The organism is Limnobacter sp. MED105, assembly GCF_000170915.1.
GTDB lineage: Bacteria > Pseudomonadota > Gammaproteobacteria > Burkholderiales > Burkholderiaceae_B > Limnobacter.
In genome coordinates this window covers 1-23384 of the sequence record NZ_ABCT01000008.1, presented here as the reverse complement: position 1 = coordinate 23384, position 23384 = coordinate 1, and the positions used below count along the sequence as shown (strand labels likewise).

14 protein-coding genes, 2 tRNA genes, 3 rRNA genes, 1 other RNA gene and 1 pseudogene are annotated in these 23384 nt (G+C 51.4%); 2 read left to right on the top strand and 19 right to left on the bottom strand.

Annotated elements, in window-relative coordinates; translation table 11 throughout:
- Nucleotides 1-11: 11 nt before the first annotated feature.
- The 12 genes and pseudogenes from murD to LMED105_RS08965 all read right to left on the bottom strand — a co-directional run bounded on the left by murD (nucleotide 12) and on the right by LMED105_RS08965 (nucleotide 12980).
- A complete protein-coding gene (gene murD, locus LMED105_RS09015) occupies nucleotides 12-1499 on the bottom strand; it encodes a UDP-N-acetylmuramoyl-L-alanine--D-glutamate ligase (protein WP_008250400.1) in 1488 nt (495 codons plus the stop codon).
- 27 nt (nucleotides 1500-1526) lie between these two features.
- Nucleotides 1527-2681, bottom strand: a complete 1155-nt coding sequence (gene mraY, locus LMED105_RS09010; protein ID WP_008250398.1) for a phospho-N-acetylmuramoyl-pentapeptide-transferase — start codon at nucleotides 2679-2681, stop codon at nucleotides 1527-1529.
- The gene (gene murF / locus LMED105_RS09005; protein WP_008250397.1) at nucleotides 2671-4077 is read right to left on the bottom strand and encodes a UDP-N-acetylmuramoyl-tripeptide--D-alanyl-D-alanine ligase; all 1407 of its coding nucleotides are present in this window, start codon (nucleotides 4075-4077) and stop codon (nucleotides 2671-2673) included. The genes mraY and murF overlap by 11 nt, the downstream gene beginning before the upstream one ends.
- Nucleotides 4070-5566 carry a UDP-N-acetylmuramoyl-L-alanyl-D-glutamate--2,6-diaminopimelate ligase gene (locus tag LMED105_RS09000; RefSeq protein ID WP_008250390.1) on the bottom strand — a complete coding sequence of 499 codons (1497 nt, stop codon included), beginning with the start codon at nucleotides 5564-5566 and terminating at the stop codon, nucleotides 4070-4072. The genes murF and LMED105_RS09000 overlap by 8 nt, the downstream gene beginning before the upstream one ends.
- The gene (locus LMED105_RS08995) at nucleotides 5563-7281 is read right to left on the bottom strand and encodes a penicillin-binding protein 2 (RefSeq protein ID WP_083797157.1); all 1719 of its coding nucleotides are present in this window, start codon (nucleotides 7279-7281) and stop codon (nucleotides 5563-5565) included. The genes LMED105_RS09000 and LMED105_RS08995 overlap by 4 nt, the downstream gene beginning before the upstream one ends.
- Nucleotides 7282-7315: 34 nt before the next feature.
- Nucleotides 7316-7597, bottom strand: a complete 282-nt coding sequence (gene ftsL / locus LMED105_RS08990) for a cell division protein FtsL (RefSeq protein WP_008250388.1) — start codon at nucleotides 7595-7597, stop codon at nucleotides 7316-7318.
- Entirely contained in the window at nucleotides 7585-8556 is a 972-nt protein-coding gene (gene rsmH / locus LMED105_RS08985; RefSeq protein ID WP_008250387.1) for a 16S rRNA (cytosine(1402)-N(4))-methyltransferase RsmH, read from the bottom strand. The genes ftsL and rsmH overlap by 13 nt, the downstream gene beginning before the upstream one ends.
- A gap of 2 nt (nucleotides 8557-8558) precedes the next feature.
- Complete coding sequence (mraZ, locus tag LMED105_RS08980; RefSeq protein ID WP_008250386.1) at nucleotides 8559-8987, bottom strand: division/cell wall cluster transcriptional repressor MraZ; 429 nt, start codon at nucleotides 8985-8987, stop codon at nucleotides 8559-8561.
- A gap of 228 nt (nucleotides 8988-9215) precedes the next feature.
- Nucleotides 9216-9620, bottom strand: an RNA gene (gene rnpB / locus LMED105_RS16330) — RNase P RNA component class A.
- Between the two features lie 131 nt (nucleotides 9621-9751).
- A pseudogene (locus tag LMED105_RS17140) lies at nucleotides 9752-10375 on the bottom strand (DUF3025 domain-containing protein); the annotation flags it as partial.
- Between the two features lie 75 nt (nucleotides 10376-10450).
- Nucleotides 10451-11572 carry a dihydroorotase gene (gene pyrC, locus LMED105_RS08970; RefSeq protein WP_008250384.1) on the bottom strand — a complete coding sequence of 374 codons (1122 nt, stop codon included), beginning with the start codon at nucleotides 11570-11572 and terminating at the stop codon, nucleotides 10451-10453.
- A 61-nt stretch (nucleotides 11573-11633) separates the two neighbouring features.
- Entirely contained in the window at nucleotides 11634-12980 is a 1347-nt protein-coding gene (locus LMED105_RS08965) for a glycerate kinase (protein WP_008250383.1), read from the bottom strand.
- A 53-nt stretch (nucleotides 12981-13033) separates the two neighbouring features.
- Between LMED105_RS08965 and LMED105_RS08960 the strand changes: the two genes are divergently transcribed.
- Nucleotides 13034-13837 (top strand): class II glutamine amidotransferase, encoded by an 804-nt coding sequence (locus tag LMED105_RS08960; protein WP_008250382.1) that lies wholly within the window; start codon nucleotides 13034-13036, stop codon nucleotides 13835-13837.
- Here the strand turns inward: LMED105_RS08960 and LMED105_RS08955 are convergent.
- Nucleotides 13832-14923, bottom strand: coding sequence for an aminopeptidase (locus LMED105_RS08955; RefSeq protein WP_008250381.1), 1092 nt, complete (start codon nucleotides 14921-14923; stop codon nucleotides 13832-13834). The two genes, LMED105_RS08960 and LMED105_RS08955, sit on opposite strands and share 6 nt — an antisense overlap.
- A gap of 105 nt (nucleotides 14924-15028) precedes the next feature.
- Between LMED105_RS08955 and LMED105_RS08950 the strand changes: the two genes are divergently transcribed.
- Nucleotides 15029-16210, top strand: coding sequence for a M20 aminoacylase family protein (locus LMED105_RS08950; RefSeq protein ID WP_008250380.1), 1182 nt, complete (start codon nucleotides 15029-15031; stop codon nucleotides 16208-16210).
- Nucleotide 16211: 1 nt separating this feature from the next.
- Here the strand turns inward: LMED105_RS08950 and LMED105_RS08945 are convergent, their stop codons facing one another.
- The 6 genes from LMED105_RS08945 to LMED105_RS08920 all read right to left on the bottom strand — a co-directional run bounded on the left by LMED105_RS08945 (nucleotide 16212) and on the right by LMED105_RS08920 (nucleotide 22972).
- A complete protein-coding gene (locus LMED105_RS08945) occupies nucleotides 16212-17231 on the bottom strand; it encodes a transglutaminase domain-containing protein (RefSeq protein ID WP_232222733.1) in 1020 nt (339 codons plus the stop codon).
- A gap of 174 nt (nucleotides 17232-17405) precedes the next feature.
- Nucleotides 17406-17518: ribosomal RNA gene (gene rrf, locus LMED105_RS08940) — 5S ribosomal RNA — on the bottom strand.
- A gap of 246 nt (nucleotides 17519-17764) precedes the next feature.
- Nucleotides 17765-20647 (bottom strand): 23S ribosomal RNA (locus LMED105_RS08935).
- Between the two features lie 447 nt (nucleotides 20648-21094).
- A tRNA-Ala gene (locus LMED105_RS08930) sits at nucleotides 21095-21170 on the bottom strand.
- 30 nt (nucleotides 21171-21200) lie between these two features.
- Nucleotides 21201-21277, bottom strand: a tRNA-Ile gene (locus LMED105_RS08925).
- A gap of 164 nt (nucleotides 21278-21441) precedes the next feature.
- Nucleotides 21442-22972, bottom strand: a 16S ribosomal RNA gene (locus LMED105_RS08920).
- The 16S, 23S and 5S rRNA genes sit together here with 2 tRNA genes alongside, the layout of an rRNA operon.
- Between the last annotated feature and the right edge of the window lie 412 nt (nucleotides 22973-23384).

Below are 23384 nucleotides of genomic sequence, written 5' to 3'. Positions count from 1 at the left end.
GCCCCACTTGCTCAGCATGGCTGCCCCCTGTCCGCCGCAATGGCTCGAACAGCATCCACAAAAACCTCAGCGCGGTGCACATAATTCCTGAACATGTCCAAGCTTGCGCACGCCGGGCTCAGCAACACACAGTCTCCTTCCCGAGCTTTGCTGGCTGCCACTTGCACAGCCTGTTCCAAAGTTGCTGCTTTTTCACAAGGCACCTGCGCTAGGGCAAGGGCGCTCATCATGTTGTCCGCGTCCTTCCCAATCAACACCACATGCTTGCAGTAATTCGACACAGGTTGCACCAAGGGAGAGAAGTCCTGCCCTTTGCCATCACCGCCAGCAATCAATACAGTGGGTTTGGCCAATCCGTTCAACGCGGCCACAGTGGCTCCCACATTGGTACCTTTGCTGTCATCGAAATAGTCGACTCCGTCGATTTGGACGACATGCTGAACGCGGTGCGGTTCGCCTTGGTAGCTGCGCAAACCGTGTAACAACTTGGCCATTGGCAAGCCCAGGCCCTGGCACAACGCCAAGGCCGCCAGTGCATTGCTTGCGTTGTGCAAACCAACCACTTGCAAAGCCTCGATTGGCATTAGCAGCTTTTGCCGTGGCTCTACTTCTTCCTGCTTTCTGCGGCGAGTGGAAATTGGTGTTTCCTGCGATTTCTCCTGATCACCCACCAACTGAGCCAACCACAGCATGCCACCTTCTCGAATCAGGCCGAAATCATCGACTTGAGCAGGCGCACTTGTGCCAAAGGTGGACACCCTTGTTCCAGCTGGCAAATTGGCATCGAGCACCAAGGCGTCATCCCGGTTGATCACGCACACACCATTTTCCGAAAAGATTCGGAATTTGTCCTGGGCGTACTCCTGCATATCAGGGTGCCAGTCCAGATGATCTTGCGTAATGTTGAGCACTGTCGATGCATCAAATTTCAAACGCTTGGTCCAATGCAACTGGAAACTCGATAGCTCAAGTACCCAAATATCAGGTAAATCGCCCACTTCCAATTGCTCACGCAAAGCATCTAAAGCAGCCGGACTGATATTGCCCGCAGCCACAGCTTTCTTCCCGGCAAATTGCGTAAGACATTCCACCATCCGAGTTGTGGTGGTTTTTCCGTTGGTTCCAGTAATACCCACCACTTGCGGTTGATAATTCTTTTCTTGCTGCAAAGCGTCGAGCGCATCAGCAAACAGATCAAGTTCTGAATCTACCGGGGTGCCATGCGCGGCAGCCTGTGCAAGCACTGCTACCATCAGCGGGTGAGAGGGCGGCAAACCAGGTGAGACCACCACGCGGTCAAAATCCCAGTTCAAATCACTGACTGAATTGAACAAGCGCACATCGGACTGAATGGATTGCAACTCCTGTAATCCTGGTGGCATTTCACGTGTGTCAATCACGGTCAATCGGGCACCCTGCGCAAGCGCCCAGCGCGCGCAAGCCAAACCAGACTCTCCGAGTCCGACTTGTAAAACCGATTGATCAAGAAGCAAATTCATTCGTTTCAACTCAATTTGAACGTCATTTCAACGCAGTTTCAGCGTGGACAAACCAATCAACACCAGAATCATCGTGATGATCCAGAAGCGAACTACCACCTGGGTTTCTTTCCAACCGCTCAGTTCGTAGTGGTGGTGCAGCGGCGCCATTCGGAACACCCGCTTGCCACCGCTGTACTTGAAATAGAGCACTTGAATCATGACCGAGAGTGTTTCAGCAACAAACACGCCGCCCATGATGAACAGCACCACTTCCTGTCGAACAATCACAGCAACCGTTCCCAACGCACCGCCCAGAGCGAGTGCACCTACGTCGCCCATAAATACTTGCGCCGGGTAAGCGTTGAACCACAGGAAAGCCAAACCTGCACCAGCAATTGCCGCCAGGAAAACCGCAAGCTCACCAGCGCCCGGAATGTACGGAAGCAGCAGGTATTTGGAATACACGGCGTTGCCGGCTACGTAGGCAAAAATTGCCAAAGCTGACGCCACCATCACTGTGGGCATAATCGCCAAGCCATCCAGCCCATCGGTCAAATTCACGGCGTTGCTGGTACCCACGATCACAAAATAAGTCAGGGCAATAAAGCCCCATACACCCAATGGGTAGCTAATCGACTTGAAGAAGGGAACAATCAGATCGGCATTGTTGGGCAGGTGCATTGAAAAACCACTTTCAACCCATGCCACAAAAATATCCAATACCTCTTGCCCGCTTTGTGCAGACACTGCAAAAGCCAGATAGAACGCGCAAATCAATCCCACCACGCTTTGCCAAAAGTATTTCCATTTCGCAGGCAAACCCTTGGGGTTGCGATATACCACTTTGCGATAATCATCAACCCAGCCGATCCAGCCAAAACCGAATGTCACAAGCATCACAACCCATACAAAGCGGTTGGACAGATCTGCCCACAACAAAGTTGAAATGCCAATGCCAATTAAGACAAGCGCACCGCCCATCGTGGGTGTGCCTGCTTTGGCCAAATGAGTTTGAGGACCATCGTCGCGCACGGACTGGCCGATTTTGTATTGGGTCAATTTGCGAATCACCATGGGCCCAGCCACCAGCCCAACCAGTAGTGCCGTGGCACAAGCCAGCACCGCACGTAACGTCAAATAATTGAAAACACCAAACGCGCGAATGTCTTGCGCAAGCCATTGGGTAAGCTCAAGAAGCATGGTTAGCCTCCCCTGAATGATGTTGAACCAGCGCTTGAACGACTCGCTCCATTTTCATGAACCGGGAGCCTTTGACCAGCACAGACCATCGGCCTTGCTTTGTTGTATTCATGGTGTTTTCTATTAAGGTTTCTATAGTCTTGAAATGCATTGCGCCCTCACCGAATGCCAGCACTGTGTGAGTGGTCGCATCGCCCAAGGCATACAAGTGCTTGACGCCAGCCTGTTTTGCATAACTCCCGACTTCGGCATGGTATTCATCTGACTGATTACCTACCTCGCCCATGTCACCGAGCACCAGCAAAGTACTGCCTGCCTGCTGGCCCAGCACTTTGCTTGCTGCATTCACAGAATCAGGGTTTGCGTTGTAACTGTCATTGATCAGCAATATCGACGGCGTATTCAGGGCAACCTGCAGGCGACCGTTCACCGGCTGAAATGCATTTAAACCTGCTTGAATCGCCTCATGAGTACAACCCGCAGCATGTGCAGCAGCAGCGGCTCCTGCCGCATTAGCATAGTTATGCTCGCCAATAAAGTTAGGGCGTAATTCGATCGGAGCATCCAAGGCACGAAGCACGACGGCGGATTGCCCGAAATCACTGCGGGGCGGCAAGATTTCGAAATCGGCACCGGATCCAAAACGCAAGGTACTTTTACCGGTTGACAGCGCTTGCCAACAGGCATCGAATTCATCACTTACCGGGAACACTGCACAACCATTTGACGACAAATGAGTAAAGGCACTACCGTTTTCATTGGCAACAGCCAGCACCGTTTTCATGAATTCTTGATGCTCTCGCTGTGCATTCGTCAACAGCACGACATCAGGTTTTACCAACCCTGCCAGATAATCAATCTCGCCCGGATGATTCATGCCCATTTCGATCACAGCCATTTGATGCTGAGGCCGCAACTTTAGTAATGTTTGTGGCACACCGATATCGTTGTTCAAGTTACCTGCGGTCACCAGTACCTGATCGTCGCCACACTGCGCCTTGCAAATTCCACCCAGCATTTCTTTACTGGTTGTCTTTCCATTGCTGCCTACAACAGCCAACACTTTCAAATCAAACTGCTGTCGCCAGGCACTGGCCAACGCACCCAAGGCAAGGCGAGTGTCGTTCACCACAAACTGATGAATCGGCAAATCAAGTACGCGATTGGTTACCAATGCCGCGGCACCCGATTTCATGACCTGCCCGGCAAAATCATGTGCGTCGAATCGCTCGCCAATCAGGCACACGAATAAATCGCCTTTTTCTACCAGTCGACTGTCTGTTTGAATCAGACGAACAGCACTCGGTAACTCCGGCACACCCTGGTTTACCTGCGCAATCAGCAACTTGCTCAAAGCAGTCGCAATGTGTTCAAAGGCCCAGTTCAACTCAAGCATGCGCACCTCGCTTGCTCAGCGCAGTCAATGCGCATTGCGCATCGGAGTGTGCAATCACTTGTGTACCGATCGTTTGTGTACTTTCGTGCCCCTTCCCCGCCAACAACACCACGTCTTGAGCATTGGCCTTGCGAACTGCAAATTCAATCGCAACCGGTCGATCAACCTCAACATGAATATTGTTCTGTAGCGGCGCGTCGATCCCGGCAATAATTTCCTGCAGAATCGTTTCAGGTTTCTCACTGCGCGGGTTGTCCGACGTAAGCACCACAAAATCAGCTTTTGCGACTGCCGCTGCACCCATCAAGGGGCGCTTACTGCGGTCTCGATCGCCACCACAACCAAACACCACCCAAAGCTTACCCATACGCTTGTTGGCAAAAGGGCGAAGCGCCAACAACGTCTTTTCCAGCGCATCAGGAGTGTGTGCATAATCAACCACCACCGCAGGCTCACCTTCAATGTGTTGCATGCGTCCGGGGGCAGGAGTGACCCCAGCCAAAGCCCTCTTCACCTCGCTTGCGTCATACCCGAGCCTCACCAATGTGGCAAATACCAAAGCCATGTTGTCGGCATTGAATTCACCGATAATGGGCGTGTCAATTTGGGTAATTGCACCATTGATCTTCAGTTCAATCCGTTGCCCCTTCTCCTGATGGGCAACACTTACAATTTGGCAGTCCGCAGTGCTTACATGCCCGACAGCAGAGCAATCAATATTTCTGTGCTGAACATGCGCCAAAAACTCCACGCCGAAAGAGTCATCTGCATTGACTACAGCCAATCGCAAAGTTGGCCAGCTGGCCAGAATCATTTTGGAGCGGCCATAAGCAGCCATGTCCCCGTGATAATCAAGGTGATCCTGAGACAAATTGGTAAACAAAGCCACATCAATGCTGACACAAGCCAATCGACGCTGCTCAAGCCCAATCGAGGAAGCCTCAATACAAACCGTATCGAAACCGGCTTGCCGCAACTCGTGTAGCAAGTGATGAACACCCACCACATCTGGGGTGGTCAAACCGGTGTGGGCCTTCAACTGATCAGGTTCGCCATAACCCAAGGTACCGATCACGGCAGCCTTTTTACCGAGTTGGTTAAGTGACTGTGCCAACCAGCGAGTGACTGTGGTTTTCCCATTGGTGCCCGTCACCGCGATAATTGTCATGGCATCGCTTGGGGTTTCGTAGTAACCAAAGGCCAGGTCAGCCAACATGGTTTTCAAATGCAGTACTGGCAATACACTGGCGCTTTGGTAGGCGCGCTGATCATCGTAATCGACCAATACAAGGCCACAACGCTGCTCAGTCAGCAAGTCATCTGCCAAATTGCGCGGATCAAATTTTTCACCGGGTACTGCAAGAAACACATCCCGAGGTCCTGTCAGGCGCCGGTGATCCGTCACCAGGCCCGAGCAATCCGCATAAAAGCCGCGCTCATGAAGCTCGGCCAGCACCTCAGATACAGAATGCAGGTATGCGCTAATCATAAGCGACTCCCCGCAGCGCCCGGTGCCGCCACAAACTTGCGCAACTGTTCCGTAGATTCAATTGCATCGGGCTGTACATTCAAACGGGTCAATACGCTTTTCGTGATGGTCGAGAACACTGGTGCTGCAACCAGACCACCAAAGTACACACCGCTCTTGGGTTCATCCACCATGATGGCGACAATTACACGGGGGTCAGAAACAGGCGCCAGGCCCACATAAGACGAGACATACTTGTTCACGTACCGTCCACCCTCTTGCTTGTGGGCTGTACCGGTTTTACCGGCAACCCGATAGCCTTGCACCTGGGCTTTGATCGCAGTTCCTTCAGGTCCGGAGGCCAACTCCAGCATATGCAACATGCTGTCAGCAACCTTCTCACTGATAACGCGATGGGACACCACCGGGTCTTGCGGCCCACGTTTAATCAAGGACGCAGGTACAAAGTGACCCTTGTTGGCAAAGATGGTGTAAGACTGCGCCAACTGAATCAGGGACACAGAAATACCGTGCCCATACGACATAGTCGCCTGCTCAATGGGGCGCCATTTATTCCAGGGACGCACACGACCAGCCACTGAACCAGGAAACGCAATTGAGGGAGTTTGCCCGAACCCTAGCAAATTGAAAAAGTCCCACAAATCCTTGCGCTCAAGCTCAAGCACAATTTTGGAAGTCCCCACGTTGCTGGACTTCTGAATAATTTCCTCAACAGTCATGACACCGTGCGGCTTTGTATCACTAATTGTGGCGGGGCCGATCGACATGCGACCGTTGCCGGTATCAATTTTTGTACTGGCTTTCACCTTGCCCTGGTCCATGGCCAAGGCCACACCGAAAGGCTTCAATGTTGAACCGGGCTCAAACATGTCTGTGAATACACGGTTGCGCAACTTCTCACCATGCAACTGCCCCCTGTTGTTGGGGTCGTAGGTGGGAATGTTGGCCATGGCCAGTAACTCACCGGTTTTCGCATCCAGTACTACAGCCGCTGCCGCCCTTGCCTTGTGCTGTTCAACCGCTTTTTTCAGTTCAGACAACACGATATATTGCACATCAGCATCCACGGACAAGACCAAATCCTGTCCATTGACCGGCGGGCGCAATTCGCGAATGTCTTCAATCACATTTCCCAGACGATCGCGCAACACATTGCGCTCGCCATCCTCACCGGTCAGCCTGTCATTGAATGCAAGTTCAACGCCCTCTTGGCCTTTGTCCTCGATGCTGGTAAAACCCACCAAATGCGCCATCGTCTCGCCTTGTGGGTAGTAGCGCTTGCTTTCGGTCACAAACCCAACACCAGGAATTTTCAATGCCTTGGCTTTTGCAGCAACATCGGAATCAACCTGGCGGTCCAGATAGACAAATGCGCGCTTGCTGTCTTTTCGCATCTGGGCAATCATTCGATCTGGCTTCAGGCCGAGTACAGCAGCAAGTTTGCGCAAATCTTCATCTTTAGCATCAACAATCCGGCGGCCGTCATACCACACAGCTTGGGCAGGAACGCTTTGCGCCAACACCACCATGTTTCGGTCAAGCAAGCTGCCCCGGCTGGCCTGCAAAGGCAGCGTTCGCTCAAGGCGTTTTGCTCCCTGCTCCTGCAAAAAGTCATTGGAAATAATCTGCAAGTAAGCTGCGCGCGCAATCAAGCCACCAAAGGCCAGAAAGATACACACCAAAACAAAACGCGATCGCCAGGCTGGCAATCGCATTTCCAACAATTCTGATCCGCCGAACCGAACAGCTTTACTCACGCTTAAAGCCTCCCTCCAACTGCATGAACACCACCGAGCCTGGGGCTGGGGGATTCATATCCAGTCTTGTCCGTGCAACTTCATCCACACGCTCACCTTTGGCCAAGGCCACTTGCTGTAGTTGCAAACGCGTAAAAGCCACTTCTATCTGGTGTTCAGCCTGCTGCTCTTGACCCAAGGCAACAAACAAGGTTCGCGCAGTGTGCTGTTGTTCAACCACCAACATGGCGCAGAAAATTACCAATGCCAGTAACAGAATATTCAGGCGCCCCATGTGCTCCCCCCGGCCGAAGAACTGGCTGGCCATTCCGCCAGCTTCTCTGCCACACGCAGCACGGATGAGCGGGAACGCGGATTCAACTCACACTCTTCTTTGGTCGGCTTGATTCGATCCAGCTTTTTCATCAACGGCGTGGGTTCAGGCAAGGGCAGCTTGCGCAAACGCGCATCTTGTTGCGATTTTGGATTCGCCAGCTTTTCGATGAATTGCTTTGTGATCCGATCCTCAAGCGAGTGAAAGCTGATCACCGCCAGCCTGCCACCCACCCGCAATCTTTTGAAGGCCGCTGTTAAACCTTGTTCGAGCTGCGCAAGCTCCTGGTTGACGTGAATCCGTAAAGCCTGAAAGGTGCGCGTTGCAGGGTCCTGGCCCGGCTCCCGCGTGCGAACTGCCCCTGCCACGATCTGGGCAAGGTCGAGTGTTGTAGTGATCGGCCGCTCCGTGCGGCGAGCAACAATCGCTGTTGCAATCTGAACAGCAAACCGTTCTTCCCCATAATTCTTTATCACCTCTTTGATTTCCCGGGCGTCTGCCCGAGCAAGAAAATCGGCCGCGGACTCTCCAGTCTGCGGATCCATGCGCATGTCCAGTGGACCATCCCGGCGGAAACTGAATCCCCGCTCAGCCTGATCAATTTGGGGTGAAGAGACGCCGATATCCATCAACACACCATCCACTTGATCGATACCCAGTGAATCAAGCGCTGACTCGAGATCGGCGAATGCGCTGCGAACTCCCCGAAAACGGGAGTCTTTGATTTCTCCCATGGCCTGGACTGCTTGAGGGTCCCGATCAAGGGCCACCAACTGTCCCTGCGCTGAAAGCTTTTCGAGCAGAGCGCGGCTGTGTCCGCCCCTGCCAAAGGTGCAATCGAGGTACAGTCCGTCGGGCGTGTGCAACAGGGCGTCAACCGTGGGTTGAAGTAGCACGGGGATGTGTTCATCGGTACTCACCTTCAGAAACTAAATTCGTTCAGTGATTCAGGCATGCCCGCAGCAATTGCCTTTTCCTCTTCCACCTTCAACAGCGTGGAATCCCAGATTTCAAAATGACTACCCATGCCCAGCAACATGACTTCCTTGCTCAGTGACGCCGCTTCCCGCAATTCTGGCGACACCAGAATACGACCTGCAGAATCAATTTCAACATCTGTTGCAAAACCAAGGAAAATGCGCTGCCAAGGGCGGGCAGACATGGGCCAAGCGGCAATTTTTTCTCGATGCTGCTCCCAAACCGGGCGCGGAAACATCAGCAAACAACCGTTGGGGTGTTTTGTAAGCGTCAAGGCTCCCTCGCACTGCGTTTGCAGCGCGTCACGATGCTTCTGCGGCACATTCATGCGCCCTTTTGCATCCATTGATAAGGAAGAACTGCCCTGATACACGCGAATTAATTTCCCACAAAATCACACAAATCCCCACGAATCACCACTTTACGCATTATGAAATGGGTGGTCAAGCAGTTCTCTCGGGAAAACGCTTTACAACCAAGGACTTAGAAGCACTTTGAAGAAATTAACGCAGAAAAAATGACTGAAAAAATAAGAGCATAAAGACAACACTGAAAGTAATGTCTTAAGAAACGCCTGGGAATTAAATCTTGATGAAGGGAAGTAGAAAGCGCGCCTGTAAGCCGGATTCTGTTCAATGGCCTTGCAGCCAAAGTGACAATCATTCCTCTAGGCTGAAAATTACTCTTCAGCTCAAGCCACCTACCCGCGCGCACGGGGAGCGCCGTTGACGCCCGAAAGCGCCTGCGCGCCTATTTGGTGTTGCTCCAAGTGGGGTTTACCTAGCCAGCCTTGTTACCAAGTCTGCGGGGGTCTCTTACACCTCCGGTTCGCCCTTGCCTGTGAAAGTTGCCTTTCCATCGGCGGTGTGTTTTCTGTTGCACTTTCCGTCGCTTTCAGTTTTGTCACCAAAACCTTATAGCGCCTGGTCGTTAACCAGCACCGTGCTCACTGGAGTCCGGACTTTCCTCTCCCTGAAATTCAGGCAGCGACTGTCCGACGCACTTTCCGGGAGTTAGTGTAGACCCATCCCAAATAAAAGCCAATCTTTCATGAGATGAAGAAATCCCACGTGTTGGCTTCGCGCGATAAACAGAAGAATCGTCGTAAAAGCCCGGTCGCTCAGAATCTCGAAACCAGCCCGGAACTCCCATCACTGGCAACGGGCTCAAGTTACCAGGTGCGCGAAGTTGTTCCACCACAAATAACAGCAATCGCTGCAACTCTGGTAATTCGATATCAAGCGAAGGAACCTGCACCGGCACCACCTTTGCACACAAACCTTTGTGAGCCTTGCTCATGCTATCAAGCAAGCCATGCCCCAACAAAAGAACCTTGGCCCGGGCATCCCAGTTTCCTCGCTGATCAAGCAGCAAACTCCTCCAATCGTGCTGCAACAAAGCATTGCAAAGCGACCACTCCGTGGTCAGCAGAAGCGCGCCGCTTTCATCAAACAAAGTCAGGGCATCGCGCAAGCGACTTCGACCATTGGCAGGCAGACGACCGGGCTGTTCCGCACATTTAACAGCATCCTGAACATGAAGCGTATTGATCAGTTGCTTTACTTTGGGAAAGGCAAGCCACACTTGGCCGTTATACCAATCGTGGGAAATATCTCTTGTCGGGACCTGGCCAATGTGCACAAGGCGTTCATAGTCAATCGCCCCCAGGTTTTCGGTTGAATGAACAAAAACCGGTGCAGCCTCGGCAGACTCATTGCGCAGATCATTCAAGCGGCAAGAGACGGCACCCTCGCTATCCATTCGAGAATCGAAACAGGCCTGGTTTTCACCATACGGCCATAGCCAAGGACTAACCGTTAAATTTGCCACCAACGGTCACCGAAGGCGGGTGACGGTCCAATCCAGCACCTCACCTGCCCTTAAAGGCACAATGCCACTGTCAGTGACAAAAGGCAGCTTTTGTGGCACCTCAAAAGACCTGCGCTGTAGCTCAAACACACCTTCGTTTACAGGCAAACCATAAAACGCGGGGCCATTCAAACTACAAAATTTTTCAAACAGTTCAGTGGTCTCCAGCGCCCCCGTCTGTTCGAAGGCCTCCGCATACATGGCCATGGCATAAGGTGCAGAGTAGCAACCCGCACAACCACACGACATTTCTTTCAAATGCCTGGCGTGCGGGGCACTGTCTGTGCCCAGGAAAAATTGCGGCAAACCACTAGTTGCTGCTTTCAACAGCGCCTTGCGATGCACTTCACGCTTCAACACCGGCAAGCAATACCAGTGGGGCTGTAAACCACCCTTGAACAAAGCGTTGCGGTTGTACAGCAGGTGCTGCGGTGTGATGGTTGCAGCCAGCAGCAACCTGCCCTGCGCATCATGGCCAGAATTCTCAGTCACAAAAGTAGCCGCCTGCTCAGTGGTGATGTGCTCAAACACCACGCGCAAATTTGGAAACTGCCGACGCAAAGGCTTCATCACCGTCTCTACAAATGCGGCTTCGCGATCAAACACATCCACATCCGCATCCGTCACTTCACCATGTACCAGCAAAGGCAAACCATGACGCTCCATAGACTCCAACACCGCGCCACACTGACCCAACAAATCTGAAACACCTGCCTCAGAATTCGTAGTGGCGCCGGCCGGATACAACTTCACTGCACGGACCACCTCACTGCTGGCGGCTTTCTCAATTTCCTGCGGACTGGTAGCACCAGTCAGGTAAAGGACCATCAGGGGCTCAAACAGACGCATGACTGCCTGCTCTTCAGTAGAGTAGCAACCAGTCTGACAAGCTTTCTCCACTGCAACCAAAATACGCTGACGATAGGCCATAGCCTGATCCACTGTAGTCACGGGTAGTTTCAAATTGGGCATCACAATCGCACGCCGAAAATTCAGCGCCGTGGCTGCAACAACACACTCCAGCGCCTCGCCGTCGCGAAGGTGCAAATGCCAATCATCGGGCGGTGCAATTTGGATAGTCTGAATCATTGGGGCCAAATAAAGTTCGGAATGATGTGTATTTTACCTTACACGGATTGCCCAGAATTTCTCAGGGCTTGCCGATCAAAATAATCCTCAAGTCATTCACATTGGTCATCGTGGGCCCCGTCATCAACAATCGGTCCAAGCGTTTAAAGTAGTCGTAACTGGTGTGTTGGTCCAAGTGCAGCTGAGGGGCAAGTTTGGCTGCCTTGCACAATTGCCTGTCGCCGGGCAACAGCAATGCACCAGCATGCCCGCCAATCCCGTCAATTCCGTCCGTATCTGCGGCAATTGCGGCAACCTCCACGGGCGCGTTCAAATCACGAAGGTAAAAAGCCAAGGCCAACAAAAACTCGGAATTCCGCCCGCCCCGCGCTTGCCTTAACTGAGTGTCGTTCAGGGTTACGGTGCATTCGCCTCCGCTAATGATGGCCAAGGGTGCCTCTGGCCAGCCTCCCTGGCCCATGGCCGCCTGTCTTGCAATCGCTGCATGCACCTGTGCCACATCACGCGCCTCACCCTCCAGGGTGTCGCCAAGGTTGAGCACCTTGTAGCCCTTGCCCTCAAGGTGCTGGGTTACCGCATTCAACGATTTTAAATTGCTGGCCAGCAAATGGGTTTTCACTTTGCGAAAAACCAGCGAACTGCGCTTGGGAGTATCAGGCACGGTACCCTTTACCCCTTTCTCGAGATATCTGGCAATCGAATGTGGTACTTGCACTGCCCACCGCTTAATCACCTCCATGGCGTCGTGGAATGTGCTCTCATCCGGACTGAACGGACCCGATGCAATCGATGAAGGGTCATCTCCCGGCACATCCGAAATCAGCAACTGAAACACGGGCGCACGGCAAATTTGCGCCAACTGCCCTCCCAATGTTTGGGTCACATGCTTGCGCACAATATTCATTTCGTCGATCGGCGCACCGCAGGCCAACAAAGCTCGGTTCAACTGCTGTAAATCAACAAAAGGAATGTCGCGAACCGGCACACTGAGCAAACTTGAACCGCCCCCCGACACCAGCGCGATTACTGCGTCACTAGAGGGCACCTCCGAAATGGCTTTGTGCAGCCTGCGCGCAGCACGTTGACCATCTTCATCCGGCACAGGGTGCGCCGCCTGAACCACTTCGATGGTCGAAGTTTTAACCTCATGTCCACGCCGGGTTACTACAAAACCTTGCAGTTTCTCTGTTGAGCCAACCACACCCTCCAAGGCCTTGGCCATGGATGCAGCTGCCTTGCCCGCCCCAAAAACCCAAACCCGCTCTCTCTCTGGGGCCAGTTGGCTCAACCAAGGCATGATTTGCTCTTGCCAGGCTTCCTTCAACGCTTGATCGGGCTGCGCTGCCAAAACACCCACATCAAAAACCTCAGTTAAAAGGTCTTTGTAAAAATCATCCTTCTCAGACATGAAAAGTCTCTTAAAATAAAAAATCAATTAATCAACAATTTACCAATTAAACCATGTGTCAATTGCTCGGCATGAACTGCAACACGCCAACCGACATCCAATTTTCGTTTGAAGGCTTTGCCAAAAGAGGCGGCCTGACCGATGAACATGCAGACGGCTGGGGCATCGCATTTTTTGAGGGCTCTGCGGCAAGATGCTTCATCGACCATCGCCCCGCATCCGATTCGCCAGTGGCGGAATTGATCCGAAACTACCCAATCCGCTCTTACAACGTGATTTCCCACATACGCAAAGCCACAGTCGGACAGGTTAAACTCCAAAACTGCCATCCGTTCATTCGAGAACTTTGGGGGCAGGCGTGGGTATTTGCGCACAACGGCGATCTGAAAGATTTCAACCCAAGTCTTCAAGGCGACTTTTTGCCCATTGGTGAAACTGACAGCGAACTCGCATTCTGCCTATTGCTGCAAACCCTGAAAAACAAATTCGGCTACCGCACTGCGAACAACCGCCCCAGTGTCGCTGAAGTGGATGAGGTACTCCGCCCGGTGTGTTCCAAGATCGCGGAACACGGCACATTCAACATGCTGCTGTCCAACGGCGAAGCGATGTATACACACTGTTCCACAAAGCTTGAGTACATTGTTCGCGCGCATCCATTTAAAGCCGCACATTTGGTCGACTGCGACATCCAAGTCGACTTTGGTGCCGTGACCACACAGAATGATCGAGTCGCGGTGATTGCAACCGCTGCGCTCACTGACGACGAAATTTGGACACCTTTTGAACCCCAATCTTTTTTGGTGTTCGAAGATGGCAGACCTGTATTGAAGAACGGCCACTGCCTGCTTTCATAAACATTTGAAGCCAAAAGACAAGGGCTCGCCTAGTTGCAACTCGGTCAGCACCCTTTCACGCTGATCGCGAGGGTATTCACCCAATGCTTCGGTTGCGGCATAAAAACGTGGAAAACTTTGATCACAGAGCCTGTGCAAGGATTTGAATGCAGGCACATATTGAGTGTACAAACCCGACACGCCCAACTTCGCATTGTTCAAATCTTCAGCCATGAACCGGTCATAACCAGCCCATCCACCCCAAGAATCTTTTAACGCCGCGTAATCGGCCAACAGCTGATCAAAACGCATTTTTTTCAATCTCAAAACATGCTGTTTGTCCAACTTGTTGCGGTTCTCATAAATTTGCTCCAGATCATCGCGGGCCTTCGCCAGCATCAGTCTGAAAGCGTTTCTGCGCGAATCGAATATTTCGTATTGAGTCTTCAACGCCTCCCGCCCTGGCTCAGCCAGCCAGGCAACCACTCCCAACTCTTCGACTGCCGTGGCGAAACTTTCGTTGAACATCGAATCGTCGGCGATATAAACCACCTGATGTGCAAGTTCATGAAAAACCAGACGAGCCAATTCACCTGCTGGATAATTCACAAAAGTGTTCAAAACCGGGTCTGGCGTAAAACCCAAGGTTGAATACGCAGGCACACCCAAAACCGCGACATCCAAACCCTGTTTACGCAAGGTGTCCGCAAGGTCCACTGCACTGGACTCTGAATAAAATCCCTTGTAAGAAATACAACCTAATAGCGGAAAACACCATGTCTCCAAACTCAAACTGTCAGACTGGGAAGCGACCACATTCCATACAGCATAGGCACGATTCAAGTCAGCATAAGTCCGATAACTGCGATTGTCAGGAAGCGCCAAGTGAGCCACCGAAAATTCCCGAATGTCCTGAACATGCTGCAATTGATTCCGTAATTTCTCGGGAACATCAGGACGAGACAATATGTCGTCTATGGTGTCTGCGGCAGCCAAGACTTTCAAGTGACCAGTTGTGGCCTGCCAAAAGTAAGCCCCCGTGCTGCAAGCATTCAATAGAAAAATGCAAGCCAGCATCCAGCCCACCAACGCACTTCGCTGAATCATTCCTGCCCTACCTCGTGTGAAGAACATTCATAGTAAAGCACGGTGATTGCCACGGAGAGCAAAACCTGCGATTCTTAACGCCTGTACCAACCAGCGAAGTTTGTTGTGAATCCGAGCAAAATTGAATCCTGGGTCAATACCCGTCGAGACATCCACGCCCACCCCGAATTGCGTTACGAAGAAAACCGTACCGCTGACATTGTCGCCAAGCGACTTGTTGAACTTGGATACGCAGTGGAAACCGGGATTGGACGCACTGGTGTGGTTGGCCTGATTCAAGGAACTCAGGGACCAGGCAAAATGATCGGTCTGCGAGCCGACATGGATGCTTTACCCATCCAGGAACGGAACCAATTTCCTCACGCGTCTCGCCACCCCGGCAAAATGCACGCTTGTGGCCATGATGGTCACGTGGCCATGCTGTTGGGTGCCGCCCAGGAAATTGCTGAAAATCGCAACTTCAAGGGCAGTGTTGCGCTTATTTTTCAACCGGCAGAAGAAGGCGGGGCCGGAGCACAACGCATGATCGACGATGGCCTTTTTCAGCGCTACCCAGTCGATGCGGTGTTTGCCATGCACAACTGGCCTGGCTTGCAAGAAGGTGAATTTGCAGCACACGTTGGAGCGGTCATGGCATCCAGCAATGAATTTTCAGTAAAAATTCAAGCCAAAGGTGCGCATGCAGCCATGCCCGATCTGGGTATCGACCCTGTGGTTATTGCAGCACAACTTATTCTCGCGTTTCAAACCATAGTTAGCAGAAGCTGCAAACCTGTGGAACCCGCAGTATTGTCAGTCACCCAGATTCAAGCAGGCGAAGCAATCAATGTGATACCCGATCATGCGGTATTGCAAGGCACCGTCCGTACCTTCAGTATTGAAACACTGGACCTGATTGAGCAGCACATGAGAAAGCTGAGCACCGAGCTTTGTGCCGCTTTTGGTGCCACCGCTGAAATGGAATTTGAGCGCAAGTATCCGCCCACCATCAATTCAGCTGACATGGCCGAATTGGCGAAAATTGCGTTACAACAAATACCGGAAGTAATAGCGGTTCACACCAATCTTCCACCGACCATGGGTGCAGAAGACTTTGCCTTTATGCTTCAACACAAACCCGGAGCATACTTGTGGATCGGCAATGGAGATGGCGGACACCGCACCCATGGGCATGGCATAGGGCCGTGCACCTTGCATAACCCAAGCTACGACTTCAACGACAAAATACTCCCACTGGGTGTTACGGCGTGGCTGGCAATTACGCAAGCCTTTCTCAAGAACACTTGAGTCACTTCACTTGATAGCCCAACAAAGCCTCAAACTCATATTCTTTTGGGCGCCGCCCCATGACTAGCAACTCACCCTGACTCGGCAAAAGAGTCAGGGAATGAACCTTGCCACTTTTCTTTAGTGGCAGCCAAGACCTTCCCTGGACAATCATCAGCTCCTCAAAAACCTCGGACTCGATCACAAAACTTTGTGTTTTCCGATCAAGCAGCCTATTGACCGGTACTGACAGCACACGAAAAACGTCAGCGTGCAAATCAAAGGTGGACACCAGACTCATATTCGACGCCCTTCGAACAGCGTCTACTATTAAAGTGGGATTCAAACCGACTGCAGCCGCATACAAGGCATCTTCAGGCAACCTGGCAAACAACAATTGATTGACACCAAAGGCCTGCTGGTAACCCAATTCATCTGCTTCATCAAAATGACTGAGAATGGCCTTCTCCGGCGTTAGAAGAAAAAAAAGATCGCTGTGCTGGGGCTGAAATCCTTGTCGACCGATAAAACCAGCCCCCCAGGTAGAATCCACGACCTTCCAAACACCTTTCACCTTGACCGCGTTCCATACATGATTGACTGATTTACCATTGCGGCGAGAGGTTGCAGGCCCACCTTTCACCAAGCCGTAAATTGTCTTCACCTCCAGGCCAGCCATTTGCATTAAGCGATGAGTAACATTGGCATACACAGCACAACTACCACCTCCAAACGCATGGAGTTTTTCAAGCGAATGCTGGGCTGGATCTCCAATTTTGCTGGCTAGTCCAGAATCGTGTTTGAAATGATAGGTCACCCACCGGTAAATCAACCACGCCTTCTCCTCATCAGTCGCAGCCAAAGAAAGTAGAGCGTTGAGTTTCAATTTCAAACTCCCGGTTTGAGTGACCAGGGTGTGTTGAAAGTGCTTATCGAGATGGGAATATCTTGATGCATCCCCTTCCGCGCAAACAACACAAGGAAACAGAAAAATAAACAGGCCAAGAAGACACTGCAAACAATGGATTAATAAATGCGCCAAATTCAATTACAACGAAAACAAATGGAAAGCAGAGAAGATATAGGAATAAGTACAAAACAAGATGAGGAGGGAGACGCTTCGAAAAAGCAGCTTCGTTCTGATTGTAGATTGAGAATGTAGAAGTAAAAAACCCCGCCATCTGAGCAGAAGAGCGGGGTTTTTCGGTATTGGAGAGCCTGACGATGTCCTACTTTCACATGCGAATGCACACTATCATCGGCGCTAAGGCGTTTCACGGTCCTGTTCGGGATGGGAAGGGGTGGTACCACCTTGCTATGGTCGTCAGGCAAAGAGGGTTGGCTGTAAGTGCGGTGCCTTGATTGCACTTACTTGTTAGCTAACCAGCGTTGCGGCTGATTGGCTCGATTTGGAACTGATGAGTTATCTTTGAGACAGCGCTGCTATCTTGTTGATGCGTGTTGCGGGTATATCTATATCTAACAAACTACCTTGGTTTTCATTCGGGTTTTACCCCGAGGTAGATTTACTGTGTTGTTTCATGTGCGTATCTTTTAAGCAAGGCTCAATGCTATAGAGCCAAGCCGCACGGGCAATTAGTACTGGTTAGCTTAATGCATTACTGCACTTCCACACCCAGCCTATCAACGTCGTGGTCTTCAACGGCCCTTCAGGAGGATCAAGTCCTCAGGGAAATCTTATCTTAAGGCAAGTTTCACGCTTAGATGCTTTCAGCGTTTATCTCTTCCGTATTTAGCTACCCGGCAATGCCACTGGCGTGACAACCGGTACACCAGAGATACGTCCATTCCGGTCCTCTCGTACTAGGAACAGCCCCCTTCAAATTTCCAACGCCCACGGCAGATAGGGACCAAACTGTCTCACGACGTTTTAAACCCAGCTCACGTACCTCTTTAAATGGCGAACAGCCATACCCTTGGGACCGGCTACAGCCCCAGGATGAGATGAGCCGACATCGAGGTGCCAAACACCGCCGTCGATGTGAACTCTTGGGCGGTATCAGCCTGTTATCCCCAGAGTACCTTTTATCCGTTGAGCGATGGCCCTTCCATACAGAACCACCGGATCACTATGTCCTGCTTTCGCACCTGCTCGACTTGTCAGTCTCGCAGTCAAGCACGCTTATGCCATTGCACTATCAGTACGATGTCCGACCGTACTTAGCGTACCTTCGAGCTCCTCCGTTACTCTTTAGGAGGAGACCGCCCCAGTCAAACTGCCCACCATGCACGGTCCCCGACCCAGATAATGGGTCAAGGTTAGAACCTCAAACAGATCAGGGTGGTATTTCAAGGATGGCTCCATGAGAACTGGCGTTCCCACTTCAAAGCCTCCCACCTATCCTACACAAACCGGTTCAAAGTCCAATGCAAAGCTACAGTAAAGGTTCATGGGGTCTTTCCGTCTAGCCGCGGGGAGATTGCATCATCACAAACACTTCAACTTCGCTGAGTCTCAGGAGGAGACAGTGTGGCCATCGTTACGCCATTCGTGCAGGTCGGAACTTACCCGACAAGGAATTTCGCTACCTTAGGACCGTTATAGTTACGGCCGCCGTTTACTGGGACTTCAGTCAAGAGCTTGCACCCCATCATTTAATCTTCCAGCACCGGGCAGGCGTCACTCCCTATACGTCCACTTTCGTGTTTGCAGAGAGCTGTGTTTTTATTAAACAGTCGCAGCCACCATTTTATTGCAACCCCTTCACCCTTCCATTGTTCATGGTCAAGCTACAAGGGCGTACCTTCTCCCGAAGTTACGGTACCAATTTGCCGAGTTCCTTCTCCTGAGTTCTCTCAAGCGCCTTAGAATACTCATCCCGCCCACCTGTGTCGGTTTGCGGTACGGTCAACGTGTAACTGAAGCTTAGAGGCTTTTCTTGGGACCACTTCCAATGGGTTCGTAGCCGTAGCTACTTCCCCCCACACCCTTGAGTATATGACAGCCGGATTTGCCTAACTGTCCTCTATGATGCAGGGACCAGGATATCCAACACCTGGACCACTTTCCACGATCCGTCCCCCCATCGCATTACACGTCGGTGCAGGAATATTAACCTGCTTCCCATCGACTACGCATTTCTGCCTCGCCTTAGGGGCCGACTAACCCTACGCCGATGAACGTTGCGTAGGAAACCTTGGGCTTACGGCGACAGAGCCTTTCACTCTGTTTATCGCTACTCATGTCAGCATTCGCACTTCTGATACCTCCAGCATGCTTTACAACACACCTTCGCAGGCTTACAGAACGCTCCCCTACCACATACACTTACGTGTACATCCGCAGCTTCGGTTATCTGCTTAGCCCCGTTACATCTTCCGCGCAGGACGACTCGATCAGTGAGCTATTACGCTTTCTTTAAAGGGTGGCTGCTTCTAAGCCAACCTCCTGACTGTTTTAGCCTTCCCACTTCGTTTTCCACTTAGCAGATATTAGGGACCTTAGCTGGCGGTCTGGGTTGTTTCCCTCTTGACACCGGACGTTAGCACCCGATGTCTGTCTCCCGAGATTGCACTTACAGGTATTCGGAGTTTGCCATGGTTTGGTAAGTCGCGATGACCCCCTAGCCATAACAGTGCTCTACCCCCTGTAGTGAGACTCGAGGCACTACCTAAATAGTTTTCGGGGAGAACCAGCTATTTCCAGATTTGTTTAGCCTTTCACCCCTATCCACAGCTCATCCCCTAACTTTTCAACGTTAGTGGGTTCGGTCCTCCAGTTGGTGTTACCCAACCTTCAACCTGGCCATGGATAGATCATCTGGTTTCGGGTCTACACCCAGCGACTAGACGCCCTATTCGGACTCGCTTTCGCTACGCCTTCCCTACTCGGTTAAGCTTGCCACTGAATGTAAGTCGCTGACCCATTATACAAAAGGTACGCCGTCACGGAACAAGTCCGCTCCGACTGTTTGTATGCACACGGTTTCAGGATCTATTTCACTCCCCTCCCGGGGTTCTTTTCGCCTTTCCCTCACGGTACTAGTTCACTATCGGTCAGTCATGAGTATTTAGCCTTGGAGGATGGTCCCCCCATGTTCAGACAGGGTTTCTCGTGCCCCGCCCTACTTGTCGTACGCCTAGTTCCACAATCGAGTTTTCACATACAGGGCTATCACCTTCTATGGCCGGACTTTCAAGACCGTTTTGTTAACTCAAATGCTAAATCGTACAGGCTGTTCCAATTTCGCTCGCCACTACTCTCGGAATCTCGGTTGATTTCTTTTCCTCTGGGTACTTAGATGTTTCAGTTCTCCAGGTTCGCCTCGCACAGCTATGTATTCACTGTGCGATACCCCTAAAAGGGTGGGTTTCCCCATTCGGACATCTACGGATCAAAGCTTGTTTGCCAGCTCCCCGTAGCTTTTCGCAGGCTACCACGTCCTTCATCGCCTATGACTGCCAAGGCATCCACCATGTGCACTTATTCGCTTGACTCTATAGCGTTAAGCCCTGCTCAAGTTATTCACAAGAACAACACTGTAATCACCATAAAAAGCAAAGTAGTTTGTGTGTATTCTAAATTTCAAGCGCCGGTGCGTATTAGGAACAATACACACCCACTTCTTGAGAAGAACGATGATGCAATCGCATCAATCAAAATATCTACACCTTCGTTAAAAGGAGTATCTATCTCGATATCTCATCATTTCCAAATTGTTAAAGAACAAGTCCAGATCCTGAAGATCTGGCGACTCTTACAGCCAAATGAATAAACACCTCAGTGCCCAGCACCATGCGCTTATTCATTTGACCGCAAGGGCAATGCTTGCATTGCTTACTTGCCAACTTCACTAACAGCCAATCTTTTATTCAAAGATCCGTCATTTACACACTTGATACAAACCAAACCGAGTTGGCAACACACCGTTGGCAGCAAAAACTTGGTGGAGGTGAACGGGATCGAACCGATGACCCCCTGCTTGCAAAGCAGGTGCTCTCCCAGCTGAGCTACACCCCCAGGTGTTTTACAACAACTACTTCAAACCGATGGTGGGTCTGGATGGGCTCGAACCATCGACCCCCGCCTTATCAAGACGGTGCTCTAACCAACTGAGCTACAGACCCCGTAAACTTTTCAGCCCCAGGGCCCTGACCTCTTAGCCAACGCTTTCACATCGAACTGAAAGGCCCTCTTTTTTGCTGCTTGTATCTTCGCGTCTAAACAAACCGATAAGTGTGAGCACTAAAACCAAACAAATTCAAGACTTGATCTACTTCTCTTTCTCTAGAAAGGAGGTGATCCAGCCGCACCTTCCGATACGGCTACCTTGTTACGACTTCACCCCAGTCATGAATCCTACCGTGGTGACCGTCCTCCTTGCGGTTAGACTAGCCACTTCTGGTAGAACCCACTCCCATGGTGTGACGGGCGGTGTGTACAAGACCCGGGAACGTATTCACCGCGGCATTCTGATCCGCGATTACTAGCGATTCCGACTTCACGCAGTCGAGTTGCAGACTGCGATCCGGACTACGATCGGTTTTCTGGGATTGGCTCCACCTCGCGGCTTGGCAACCCTCTGTACCGACCATTGTATGACGTGTGAAGCCCTACCCATAAGGGCCATGAGGACTTGACGTCATCCCCACCTTCCTCCGGTTTGTCACCGGCAGTCTCATTAGAGTGCCCTTTCGTAGCAACTAATGACAAGGGTTGCGCTCGTTGCGGGACTTAACCCAACATCTCACGACACGAGCTGACGACAGCCATGCAGCACCTGTGTGCAGGTTCTCTTTCGAGCACCAATCCATCTCTGGAAAGTTCCTGCCATGTCAAGGGTAGGTAAGGTTTTTCGCGTTGCATCGAATTAATCCACATCATCCACCGCTTGTGCGGGTCCCCGTCAATTCCTTTGAGTTTTAACCTTGCGGCCGTACTCCCCAGGCGGTCAACTTCACGCGTTAGCTACGTTACCAAGGAAGTAAATCCCCAACAACTAGTTGACATCGTTTAGGGCGTGGACTACCAGGGTATCTAATCCTGTTTGCTCCCCACGCTTTCGTGCATGAGCGTCAGTGTTATCCCAGGGGGCTGCCTTCGCCATTGGTGTTCCTCCACATATCTACGCATTTCACTGCTACACGTGGAATTCCACCCCCCTCTGACACACTCTAGTCGTGCAGTCACAAATGCAATTCCCAGGTTAAGCCCGGGGATTTCACACCTGTCTTACACAACCGCCTGCGCACGCTTTACGCCCAGTAATTCCGATTAACGCTTGCACCCTACGTATTACCGCGGCTGCTGGCACGTAGTTAGCCGGTGCTTATTCTTCAGGTACCGTCATCCCCCTAGGGTATTAGCCCAAAGGATTTCTTCCCTGACAAAAGTGCTTTACAACCCGAAGGCCTTCTTCGCACACGCGGCATTGCTGGATCAGGGTTTCCCCCATTGTCCAAAATTCCCCACTGCTGCCTCCCGTAGGAGTCTGGGCCGTGTCTCAGTCCCAGTGTGGCTGATCGTCCTCTCAGACCAGCTACTGATCGTCGCCTTGGTAGGCCTTTACCCTACCAACTAGCTAATCAGCCATCGGCCGCTCCAATAACGTGAGGCCTTGCGGTCCCCCACTTTCCCCCTCAGGGCGTATGCGGTATTAATCCGGCTTTCGCCGAGCTATCCCCCATTACTGGGCACGTTCCGATGTATTACTCACCCGTTCGCCACTCGTCAGCGGAGCAAGCTCCCTGTTACCGTTCGACTTGCATGTGTAAGGCATGCCGCCAGCGTTCAATCTGAGCCAGGATCAAACTCTTCAGTTTAATCTCTGCAAAATTTACTAAACTCGACGGAGTAGATGTTTATAAAAGCCTTGACAGCTTTCACATTCATTTACTTTATTCCGTGAGCACTAACTCTGAATCGTGATTCAAAGTCATTCTTTTTGAGAAAAGAACAAACCTTAAACCCATCTGGTCAGTGCCCACACTTATCGGCTGTTAACTTGTTAAAGATCGCTTCGAAATTTCTGCTAACCTTGCTGCTCTTCGGTACTACTTAAAACCTTGAAGAACCGCTTGTTTGCTTCGTTTCGTGCTGCTTGTCGTGCAGCAGAGAAACGAGATTATGCACATCATCTTTCCAACTGTCAAACACTTTTGGCAAATAAACTCAAAGAATCTTTACATGAAAGTTAGACCGAGCGTAAAAATACTGCAATCACAAGGACTTGGG

Excerpts from the sequence above, each read along its gene's own strand:
- LMED105_RS08995 (WP_083797157.1), bottom strand. The coding sequence starts at position 7,281 with ATGCGATTGCCAGCCTGGCGATCGCGTTTTGTTTTGGTGTGTATCTTT.
- murD (WP_008250400.1), bottom strand. The coding sequence starts at position 1,499 with ATGAATTTGCTTCTTGATCAATCGGTTTTACAAGTCGGACTCGGAGAG.
- pyrC (WP_008250384.1), bottom strand. The coding sequence starts at position 11,572 with ATGATTCAGACTATCCAAATTGCACCGCCCGATGATTGGCATTTGCAC.
- LMED105_RS09000 (WP_008250390.1), bottom strand. The coding sequence starts at position 5,566 with ATGATTAGCGCATACCTGCATTCTGTATCTGAGGTGCTGGCCGAGCTT.
- ftsL (WP_008250388.1), bottom strand. The coding sequence starts at position 7,597 with ATGGGGCGCCTGAATATTCTGTTACTGGCATTGGTAATTTTCTGCGCC.
- murF (WP_008250397.1), bottom strand. The coding sequence starts at position 4,077 with ATGCTTGAGTTGAACTGGGCCTTTGAACACATTGCGACTGCTTTGAGC.
- LMED105_RS08955 (WP_008250381.1), bottom strand. The coding sequence starts at position 14,923 with ATGATTCAGCGAAGTGCGTTGGTGGGCTGGATGCTGGCTTGCATTTTT.
- LMED105_RS08960 (WP_008250382.1), top strand. The coding sequence starts at position 13,034 with ATGTGTCAATTGCTCGGCATGAACTGCAACACGCCAACCGACATCCAA.
- mraY (WP_008250398.1), bottom strand. The coding sequence starts at position 2,681 with ATGCTTCTTGAGCTTACCCAATGGCTTGCGCAAGACATTCGCGCGTTT.
- LMED105_RS08965 (WP_008250383.1), bottom strand. The coding sequence starts at position 12,980 with ATGTCTGAGAAGGATGATTTTTACAAAGACCTTTTAACTGAGGTTTTT.